This window comes from Caulobacter sp. P1_B12_2 (assembly GCF_056406675.1).
On record NZ_JBFTZS010000115.1, the window covers coordinates 1 to 11,259 of the forward strand.

The window sequence follows — 11,259 nt, forward strand, 5'->3', positions numbered from 1 at the left end:
CGTGGTGCCCGAAGGCGTCGACACCGTGCTCTTTGCTCCCGAAGCGGTGGCGGACGCTCGCCCCGGCGGCGAACCCTTCCGGTTCCTTTGCGTGGGCAAGTGGGAGGCGCGAAAGGGCATAGTCGGGCTGGTGGATTGTTTCCGTTCGACCTTCGACGGGGCCAAGGCCGAACTGATCCTGCACGCCCACAATCCCTATCTGCCCGATTTCTCGATCGAGGACGCGTTGAGCGGCCTGGACGTCGCGCCGGGCAGCCTGCCCGCGGTCAGGCCCAGCCAGCCGGTCGGTCGGGGAGGGATGGCCGCGGTGTATCGGCAATGCGACGCCTTCGTGCTGCCGACCCGCGCCGAAGGCTGGGGCCTGCCGATCCTGGAAGCCATGGCCACCGGCCTGCCGGTGATCGCCACCCGCTACAGCGCGCCGGTCGACTATCTGGACGAGACCAACGGCTATCCGTTGCACGTCGCGGCCATGACGCCGGTCGACGATCCGTGGTTCTACAATGTCGGCGAGTGGCTGGGCGACTGGGCCGAGCCCGATTGGGGCCACCTTCGCGAGCGTCTGCGCGAGGTGTTCGAAGCGCAGGACGCGGCGCGCGCCAGGGGCCGAAAGGCGAGGCGGGACGTCGAACGATTGTGGAGCTGGGAGAAGGCCGCCGAAGCCGCTGTCCGTCGCCTGGAGGCCATCATCGCACATAAACCCAGGGTCAATATTGCGTGAAATCACACGTTTATCGCTCAAAACGTCCAGGTAGCAGATATCTAATAATTTCGTTTTGAGGTTGCATTGATCGTGTTAGCTTAGCCGAGGCTCGTCTCCCCTGCGCCCGAGGCGCATTCCGCGAGCCCACCTGCATAATCTGGGTTCGGAGGAAGCGATGGAGGCGGGCTCGGGGCGCGACGACCTTCGCGACGACGCGCCCGGCTGGCTGCTGTTCGCTCTCCAAATCGATTCCGGTGAAACCGCCGCCGTCGCCGTCAGCATCCTCGAAGCCAGAAGCAAGTCTTCGCGTCATCGTTTGCCGGACACGGCGGGCGGCGGTTTCGCCTGGGTTCACGACGCCGATCCCGACACGCCGCCGCATGTGATCGCGCTCGACCTGAACGGCGCGGTGGCGGTGGCGGTGCGCATCCCCCTGGGCGGCCCCGTCCTGTGCCTGAAAGCGGGAGCGGCGACGCATCGCGCGGCGCGCTCGACCCACTTCCCGGACGCCAGGATCGAGGTGGACGGGCGCGGCTATCCCGCGGCGGCGAGCTTGGACCACGCCTCGGGCTGGCTGGACCTCAAGGTCGAGATTCCCAGCACCGTGCTCGCGATGTCGGTTCGGTACTTCTTCGCGCAGGGCGGACCGTCGGGGCTGGGCGCGCTGCGCTATCCGGTGATCAGCCCCAGCGCGAGCCGGGTCGAGCGGCTGACCGGCGCCTTCCATCCCGGGCGCCCCTTCCACCCGCGCGGCGGGCTGACCTTCGCCGGCAGTTCCACGAACGCCTATCGCACCAATCTGCGCACGACCCTGGGCCAGGCGATCACCATCGCCCCGATCGCCGATCGCTCGCAGATCGGCTACCAGTGGGATCCTGCGGCGCAGGCCTTCTACCCGACGCCGAAGGGCGACTGGCAGATCGGTCTCGACCCTGAACCGGTCGGCGACACCAACCTGGACCTGCTGTTCGGGCTTTCGGGACTGGAATTCGGCCGGGTCGGCGATTCAGGGATTCTGCGCTTCGTCACCGACGCGCCGGCCTTCGCCCTGGGGTTCGCGGGCGAGGGCGCGACCGGTGGGGCCGGCCCGCGATCGATGACCTCGGCGTGCCCCGGTTCGCCCTATCCCGTCACCACCGCCTGGCTCTATCCGATCGAGACCGTCCCGGGGCCGACCATGGGCCTGGCTCGCGGATACTATTCGCAGCCCCAGGCTTCGGGGCTGTACTCGCCCGGACCCACCGGCACGTTCCTCAACGTCTTCTCGCCCCCGTTGGGACGGTTCATTCCGCCGGAGGACCTGCAGCCGGGCGGCGCGACCGGGGTGCTGGGCGCGCCCCAGGCCTCGTTTCCGGTGGGACCCTACGCCGGCGTCGATGTCGGGCCGGACGGCTCACAGCCGGCCGCGGTCTACGAGCAGTTCGAGAACCAGCTTCTGGCGCCCACGCGCTTCGCGGCGATCGCCGACATCAACTTCAACGCCGAGATTCTCGCTCGGGGCGGGCCTCTGGGCGCCACCCTGCCCAGCGGGATCACGGGGCCCACGGGGCCAGTCGTCAGCGCCGTCACCGCCCGAGGGCTGCTGTCGGTGTTCTCCAAGGACCGGACGAAGTGGGAAAGCCTCAAGCTGGCCCAGACCACCTCCAACGAGGGCGGCTTCCAGGAACTGGTGCTGACCGAGATCGACGCCACGCTTCGCACGGCCCTGCTGGAGAGCCAGCTGTTCCTGGTGATCTCGGATCCGGAAGCCCTGCAGAAGCACGCCTCGGTTCCCTATCAGGTCCGGCAGGCGGTTCTAGACGTCTTCTCCCTGTATGGCGCGACGGCGGGGCTGCTGGCCAAGGTCCGCCTGCTGCAGCGCGCCGGCGTCTATACAGGCCGCGCCTATTTCGAGCCCGACGCGAAGATCGCCCTGGGGGCGGATTTCGACCAGCAGATCCCGACCAGCGCCCACTTCCCGACGCCGCCCGGCATCACCTGGGGCCAACTTCTGCTGCGCGAAGCGGCGCTGGCGCAACTCACCGTCAACGGCTGGACCTTCGATCTGTCCCCCAYGCGCTGGACCGACGCGGACGGGGTGGAGCAGACGATCTTCATCCTGAAATTCACCGACCGCAGCCTGGCCGACCTGATCGACGACCCGGGGTCGTGGACCTTGCCGACCCTGCTCAACAAGGACCCCGCCCGCACCCAGGCCCGGCTGAAGCAGATCGTCGCGGACGCCCGCGATGCGGTAAAGCGGGGCGAGAGTGAATTCGCCAACTTCGTCGGCAACATCGTCGATGCGGGCGGCGCCGGCGCCGACAGCCCGCCCTGGAACGGGGCGCTGTTCCTCAACGCCTTCGTGCCCACCAGCAAGCTGCCGCCCGACCTGGAGGGCCTGGCCGCGGGCATCTCCTCGCCCGATTTCCGCGCCCACCACTTCGGGATCGACCTGTCGCCCTTCGCCGTCCAGCAGGGCCGGATCTGGCTCAGCGACAGCGCGGTGTTCGGCCTGATCTTCTACGTCGATCCCGCCGACCTGGTGTTCAACGGCCAGCCCTACGACTTCAAGGTCCTGTCGCTGAAGATCCTGTTCGCCAACTCGGAGATCGCCAGTTTCGCCAGCCAGGTGGAACTGCTGATCACCCAGCTGTTCGGCGAGACGGCGACGCTGGTGGACGGCGAGCGCGGCAACAACATCATCCTGAACGGCGCCTGGCAAAAGCACGGCGGGACCGACAGCTACTCCTTCACCCAGCAGGGGCGCTCGACGTTCGGGATCACCAGCAAGGTGCTGGACTCGGTGGTCGTCACCAAGGCCCAGTTCATCACCGAAAAGCCGCACGCCGGCTCGCCGTCGACCGTCGAGGTGACCTCGCGCTTCCTGCTCTGGGGCGCGATGGGGTTCCAGCTGCTGAAGGGCTTCGACCTGTTCTCGTTCGGCCCCCTCTCATCCGGAGCGGGCGAGGCGGGATCCAGCGAACTGGCCTTCTCGAACATGTTCGTGGCGATGCACTTCGATCGCTACCAGCCCACGGATCGGAGCTTCAGCTTCGAGGCCGGGCAGATGTCGTTCGACGCCTCGGCCAGCAGCGCCCGTCCCGAAAGCCTGGCGCGGCGTTTCCCGCTGTCGGTCTCGCGCATGCTGCAGAACACGCCGCAGGCGATGACGGGACCCACCGGTCGGTCCGGCCCGCCCCCGCCGCCCGCCAAGACCGCCACCCCGGCCCAACTGGGCTATCTGCCGGTCAACACGCCGCTGGTGGCGGGGTCGCTCGGCTCGGAATGGTATGGGCTGGAAATGACCCTGAACCTGGGCTCGCGCGGCGCGCTGGCGGGGCAGGCGGCGATCACGACGACGTTGCTGGCGGCCTGGGCGCCGTCGCAGAACGCCTACAACGTCGCTTCGGGCCTGCGCTTGCCGGGGTCCGACGGCCGCTCCATCCAGATCGCCGGACCACTCGGGATCGACATCGGCAAGATCGAGATGATGCTGAACCCGGCGGACAGCAGCTACCTCATGCGGTTCCGCAATGTCTCGCTGGGTTTCCTGGGGCTGAAGTTCCCGCCCGGCGGCCGGACCAACGTCCTGCTGTTCGGCGACCCTGACCCGCAGAGCAACAGCTCGGCCCTGGGCTGGTACGCCGCCTACAAGAAGGACGCGGCGCCCAAGGACAGGGACAAGACCGCCGAGGCCGCCGTGCTGCTCGATCACGGAGACCCGTCATGACCGGCGCCATGGACATGTATTTCCTCGACGTCGGCCAGGGCGACTGCACCTATCTCGAGGTCGGAGAGGCCGGAGGGGACGACTTCGAAAACTACCTGATCGATTTCGGGTACAAGCAGCGTCAGTTCAACGGCGATAATCCGCCCTATCAATCCCTGGAAATTCTTGTCCGCCTGATCTCGAAATCTTCCACCCTGGAAGGTCTGGATCAGCCGCAGATCAGTAAATTGTTCATAACGCATCCGGACGGCGACCATTGGAACATGATCGCCGCCTTGATCAATGGAACCGGGCTGGAGGGCGAGAAGCTCTGGGAAACGATAGGCGGGTGGAAGGCGGGCACGACGCTGAAGTTGAAAGGCCTGGTCTTCGGCTCGGCGGAAGCCAACTACGCCAAGCAGGGCGATCCGTGGCTGATCATCACCGAGGCGCTTGGGGATCAGACCCTCATCACGCGGCTCGACAACCAGGATCATGATCCGCAAAGCGGTGTCGATGGCGCGGTGGGGCCACGCTGGACCGAAGTCGGCGGCGCTCTGAAGATTTTCCTGATCAGCTCGAACTTCCCGAAACTTGCCGGCCGCGAAGCGCCCAATCCCAAAAGCCTGTGCCTGATCTTCGAATATGACGACTTCAAGCTGATGTTGCTGGGCGACGCCGAGCCTACGACGATCGGTCACAAGTTGAAGGAATGGTACGCTTACGGAGACTACGAATTTCTACAGTGCGATGCACTAAAGCTTGCTCACCATGGCAGCAAGAAAGGGACGCCTGAATGGTGGCCCGAAATCGTGAAGCCGAAATACGCTTTCGTCAGCGGTGATTATTATTGGTCACATCCATACCATCAGGCCTTGGAGAATGTTTATAGGGCAAATTCTCTAAAGGAGAATTTTATGAAACATTGGGTTACGAGTTCCAGGAACGATGAAAAGGATTATGTTTCAGAATCCATAAAGAAAGCGATGTTTTCAAATCTTTGGTATGTGGTGACTTCGAGTAAACCGCTCAAAGCCAACAATCAAAAAGGCAAGTCTCTGCAATACGAAAAGGGGCAGTACATCGGGGTAGCTTGGTTGCTGCAGAAATTCGAGGGGCAAGCGCTCGCGGCGATAGCTTACTCGCCGACGAATGTCTGGCCCGGCATCGATGAGACACCCGTCCCGGTATCAACCTAGCCCCAGGTCATGACGATGCCGGTTCAGAACCTCGATCAACTGATCAAGCTGTTGCAGGACGCGGTCCAGGGACCGGCCGGCGGGAAATATATCGTCCTGGACAAGGCGCTGCTGCCTGAGGCCGGGACGCTGGCGGACTATCTCGTCCTGTCCCAGTTGCGGGTCGATGCGGAGGGCGACGCGCCCCTCATCCAGCCTGAGACGGGGCAGGGCTATGTCGCCATCCGCGGCGACGCCGACCTGTTCCAGCCCAAGGACAAGGCGGCCGTCAGCTATGCCGTGAGCATCATATGCCGGGTGGTCCAGGGCGCGGGCGGTCCGACGGTGACGATGGTGGCCACCGCGATTCCGACCGACGCCGCCGCCTGGACGTTCGCCAGCAATTTTGCGGCGCTGCCGAAGTTCTATGGGTCCAAGAAGGGCGAGCCTGGCCTGGTCTGGCAGGACAGCTTCTACGGCGACATCGGGATCAGTCAGCCGGTGTTCACGGTCTCGACCGTCGAGGGCGGCGATACTCCGGCCGGGCTGTCCCTGGCCGCGGAGCTGGATCCGACCAAGGGGGCGCTGGGCGCGCATGTCGGCGACTATCTGCAAAGGCAGATCGCGCTGTCGGGCCAGATCACGATGCGCGCGGGCAAGTTCCCGCTGATCGCTCTRAGCGGCGACACCCACTACTCGATCTCTCAACTCGCCACGGTCGATCTGGTCCTGACGACCGACGACAAGAGCGGCGAGGATCCCGACAGGTCGTTCGCCGGCGTGGCCAGCACGATCACGATCGGCAGCCTTCCCAAGCTCAACATCACCGGGCCGGTGATGGAAGGCTCGACCATCTGGGTCCTGACGATCACGATCGCCAACCCCACCGACTACACGCTGGCCGACGGCGTGACCTCGCTGCTGAGCTTCATCGGCGCCAAGGACGTCCAGCTTTCCCTGCCCGCCGGGATCGACGCGCTGGCCTCGATGTACCTGGCGTCGGCGACGGTCGGCATCGTCATGGAGAAGGGCAAGCCGTCGATCGGCCTGATCGGCTTCAGCGTCAAATACACCAAGGACTGGCCGCTGCCGCTGCCGGGCGGCAAGATCAGCGACGTCGAGATCTCGTGGTCCGTCGCCGATCCGTTCGCCGCCTATTTCCTGACGGGGATGATCTCCGGCGCGTTCGTGATCTCGGACGCCGGTTCGGCGCGGCGCGTGTCGAAGGGGGCGGGCGCCGACCTGATCAGGCTGGCGGCGCGGGCGGACATCAGCGCCTCCAAGGGAGCGACGATCCCCAGCGTCGTCATCAGCGCGGTGCTGGATCAACCCAAGGACCAGCCGGCCTCTATTGACGCCATCGTCAAGCATTTCTCGGGCTTCGATCCCGACCTGGGCGTCGACGTCACGGCCCTGAGCCTCGAGATCGACACCGGCGCGCGCACCCTGCTGTTCTACGGGGCGATCCAGACCGACCTGTCGATCATCATCCCACAGATCAAGCTGACCGGCGCTTCGTTCGGGGTGCAGGTGACGCCCAACAGCGTGACCGGTTCGCTGGGCGCGGGCTTCGCGATCGGCAACCTGCCGCTGGCGGTTTCGGCGGACTATCGTGGAGCGGACGCGGGCTGGCTGCTGACGGGCGGCGTCCCGCCCTCCGCCGTGGCCTCGAACTTCACCCTGTTCAACGCGGCCTCCGTCGATGCGTCGACGCCCGTACTGCTGGGCGCCGCGTCAGGCCTGCCGACCCTGGGCCAGTGGCTGACCAGCGTCGACGCCGGCCGGTTCGCCGACGTGCTGGGGCCCGTCGCCGACATCCAATTGCGCGGCCTGCAGGTCGCCTACGACACCAGCGCCAGCAAGCTCGACTTCGATACGACCGTCGGATGGGCGTTCAATCTCGGCTCGATCGCGCTCGACCTCGAAGCCCAGTTCCAACTGGCGGCGGTGTTCAAGAAGCCGGAGAACCAATATTCGGGCAAGCTGCGTGGGACCGTGCACGTCGATGCGCTGGCCCTGTCGGTGATCTATTCGTTCGATGTGCTGGGCAACAAGACCTACACGTTCGCGCTCGACTACAAGGGCCGGACGCTGACGGCGGTCCTGAGCCGCAACAAGGCCGGCGAGCAGATCCTCAACGTCGCCATCGGCAATGTCAGTTTCGGCGACATCCTCGAATATCTGCTGACCCTGGTCGACGGCGGTTCGGGCTTCCGGCTGTCGTCGCCGTGGGACGTTCTCTACGACATCAGCTTCAACAATCTGAGCCTGGTGATCAATCTCGACACTCGCGAGATCGGGATCACCTACCGCGCGGACCTGAACCTGGGCATCGTCAACATCAAGACGATCGGCCTGACCTATGTGAACCGGGCCGGCACGCGGACGGTCGACATCTCGATCACCGGCCGGTTCGTCGATCAGGACTATACCGAAGCCGATCCGCTGAGCTGGGACCTGCTCAACGACCCGCCGCCGGCCCCGCCCGGCAAGGGCAAGCAACTGCTGGACCTGCGCTATCTGGGCCTTGGTCAGAACGTCACCTTCCGCGACGCGCGCACCTTCAACACCGTGCTGGAAGTGATCAAGGCGCTGGAGGCCGACTTCACCGAGGTCGACGGCAAGGACGGCAACCCGCTGGCCAACCTGCYGGCCATCCGGTTCTCGGGCGACGGCAACTGGCTGATCGGCGCCGACTTCACCCTGATGGAGACGGTCTCGCTGGCCGGGGTGTTCAACGATCCGGTGCTCTACGGGCTGCGGGTCGCGCTGGCCGGCGAGAAGGCCAAGTCGCTGGCGGGGCTGGCCTTCGAGATCCTGTACAAGAAGGTCACCGACGACATCGGCGTCTATCTGATCAAGCTGAAACTGCCCGACGCCATGCGGCAGATCGAGCTGGGCGCGGCCTCGATCACCCTGCCGAACATCGCCCTGGAGATCTACACGAACGGCAATTTCCGGGTCGACGCGGGCTTCCCGGTCGGGACCGACTTCTCGGGGTCGTTCAGCCTGCAGCTGTTCCCGTTCGTGGGCTTCGGCGGCTTCTACTTCGCGCTGCTGGACGGCCAGACCTCGCGCACGGTGCCCAAGATCACCAACGGCAATTTCTCGCCGGTCATCGAGTTCGGGCTGGGCCTGTCGATCGGCGTCGGCAAGACGATCGACAAGGGCGTGCTCAAGGCCGGAGCGACCCTGGCCGTCACCGGCATCCTGGAAGGCACGGTCGCCTGGTTCAACCCCAACGACCGGGCCACGCCCAGCGACATGTTCCTGCGGGTCAGGGGCTCGGTCGCCCTGGTCGGCAAGCTGTTCGGCGAAGTGAACTTCGTGATCATCCAGGTGCGCGTCGACGTCACCGCGTCGGCGATGGCGACGATCCTGCTGGAGTCCTATCAGCCCACCGAGATCGAGCTGGCCCTGACGGTCGAGGTGTCGGCGTCGCTGAAGATCCTGTTCATCACCATCCATTTCAGCTTCTCGCTGGACCTGGATCTGTCGTTCACCATCGGCCACGCCAGCAACGCGCCCTGGGCCATCGCGAGCGGCGGCGAGAGCGAGCAGCGCCACCTGCTGCTGTCCCAGCGGACCGGCTATCGCCCCCGTCAGATCAAGGCCGCGCACCTGCTGGCGGCGATGCGTCGCGAGAGCGGCGAACAGGTCACGTTCGACTGGACGGCGACCGGCGGTCCGGCGAACGGCCCGATCGAGATCGACATCATCGTCGCGCCCAGCGTGACGGTGGCTGAGGGCGAGACCGTCCACGCCCGGGCCACGGTCGGGGAAGCCGGCAATAATCTGGAAATCGTCCTGCCGCTGTACATCCGCAACGGCATCAAGCCCGGGGCGAGCACCGCCGCCGAGGTTCAGGGCGCCAGCGAAGACGACGCCGAAGCGCCGTTCAATCAGCTGGTCGCCGCCGTGCTGGGCTGGACGATCGGCGCGCTCAAGGCCGAACAGGACAGCGCGGTGTTCGGGGCCGCGCCCGAGGGCTCGGTGTCCATCGCCCATCTCCAGGAGATCGCCGACTACCTGGCCGAGCCGGCCAACCGCCAGGCGTCGTTCACCTACAAGGCCGTCACGGACTTCCTGGCCAGCAACTTCGTCCTGAAGGTCAGCTCGCCGCTGGGCGCGACCGGCACGGCCCATGCCTATGCGGCGGCCCTGGGCGCGCCCAAGCCGGAGGATGGCGCCCAGCCGGGCGCGGCGCAGGTCTCGACCACCATCTTCCCGATGATCCCGGCGCTGACCATGACCGCCGAGGGCCGTGACAAGGTGGATTTCGCCACCCATCACGAGGTCACACAGGCCTATGTCGACGCATTGCAGGCCTATTTCAACGAGCTGACCAACAACCCCACGCGCGACACGGCGGGCGAGGCCGGGCAGGACGCGCCGAAGGGGCCCGTGGGCCTGGCCGATGGGCCGAGCCCGGTGATCGGTTCGATGGCCCAGGTCATCTTCGAGAATTATTTCGCGATGCTGGCGTCGGGCGTCACGCGCGAAGCCATCACGCTGATGAACGCCTATCCCTATCGCGTGACCGCCGACGACTCCCTGGCCACGATCTCCGAGGCCTTCGGCGGGATCAGCTTCGAAGTCTCGGCGCGCGAGGGCGAGACGCTGGAGCACATCGCCGGCCGGTTCGGCGTCAGCCTGGCGGCCGTGCGGCGCGCCAACGACTGGACCGGACTGTTGGCGTCGCACCACGCGGTCGGGGCCGGGGCGAACGTCACCGTGCCGGTCGGCGTCTCCGTGGAGACGATCGCGGCCGCCAACGCCGATTATCCGCTGGCCCGCGGTGTGACGCTGGGCGTCGAGAACGTGCGCTACCAGGTCGGCAATGGCGACAGCCTGCAGGGCATCGCCGACCGGTTCGGGGTCAAGGACGTCCGCTCGCTGTTCAAGCCTGTGAAGGATCCCACCAGCCCGACGGGTCTGACCGGCAACCCCAACGCGGCCAGCCCGACCTTGCTGGCGCCCGGCGCCGACATCTGGCTCGCGCCCGGCGCGGGGCCGACCGGGGCGACCTTCGGCCCGACCTTCGCCTATCGCGTGGACCAGACCGACCTGGTCGGTCCGTCCGGCGCGGCGGCCGGCCGGCTGGCCGCGCGCTACACCGTCCGCAACCAGACCGATTTCGACTGGCCGTTCCTGGACTGGTACCGCCAGCGGCTGGTCGACCTGAACAGCGGCGTGGTCTGGAGCCAGCTGGCGCCCGGCGCGACGGTCACCGCGCCCGTCGCGGGCCTCACCGGCGGAGCCATCGTCCAGACCGGCGACAGCGTCTATGGCTACAAGCAAGGCGACAGCATCGACCTGCTGGCCGCCTATCTCGCCGTCCAACAGATCGGCGGCCAGGCGCCCGAGATCGCTCAGGCCTGGGCCTACTACCAGCAGTTCCTCGGACGGATCCAGCCGCAGAGCGGCATCCGCGTGGGACAGGACATCGTGCTGCCGGGCTTCAGCCGCACGCTCCAGCCGGGCGACACCCTGGCCAACCTCGCCGAGCGCTTCGCCGCCCAGACGCCGAGCGGCCAGATGGGCCCCCAGGGCCTGGCCTGGGCCAACCGCGCCGCCGCCACGCTGTTGCAGCCGCTGAGCGTGGTGGCCCTGCCGACCCTCGACTACTTCACGGGCTACGGCGCGGATCCGTCGACCCTGGCCCAGGTGGCGCAGCGCTATAACCT

The 11,259-nt window shown here is 66.4% G+C and carries 4 protein-coding genes; all 4 read left to right on the forward strand.

The window, feature by feature from the left end:
- Positions 1-721 (forward strand): glycosyltransferase (locus AC1DZ6_RS09410; RefSeq protein ID WP_477096928.1); only part of this gene is annotated, 721 nt, incomplete at its 5' end.
- Positions 722-878: 157 nt separating this feature from the next.
- Positions 879-4,415 carry a hypothetical protein gene (locus AC1DZ6_RS09415; RefSeq protein WP_477096929.1) on the forward strand — a complete coding sequence of 1,179 codons (3,537 nt, stop codon included), beginning with the start codon at positions 879-881 and terminating at the stop codon, positions 4,413-4,415.
- Positions 4,412-5,593, forward strand: coding sequence for a ComEC/Rec2 family competence protein (locus AC1DZ6_RS09420; protein WP_477096930.1), 1,182 nt, complete (start codon positions 4,412-4,414; stop codon positions 5,591-5,593). Before AC1DZ6_RS09415 ends, AC1DZ6_RS09420 begins: the two co-directional genes overlap by 4 nt.
- 9 nt (positions 5,594-5,602) lie before the next feature.
- On the forward strand, positions 5,603-11,259 hold a 5,657-nt coding region (locus AC1DZ6_RS09425), incomplete at its 3' end, for a LysM peptidoglycan-binding domain-containing protein (RefSeq protein WP_477096931.1).

Excerpts from the sequence above, each read along its gene's own strand:
- AC1DZ6_RS09420 (WP_477096930.1), top strand. The coding sequence starts at position 4,412 with ATGACCGGCGCCATGGACATGTATTTCCTCGACGTCGGCCAGGGCGAC.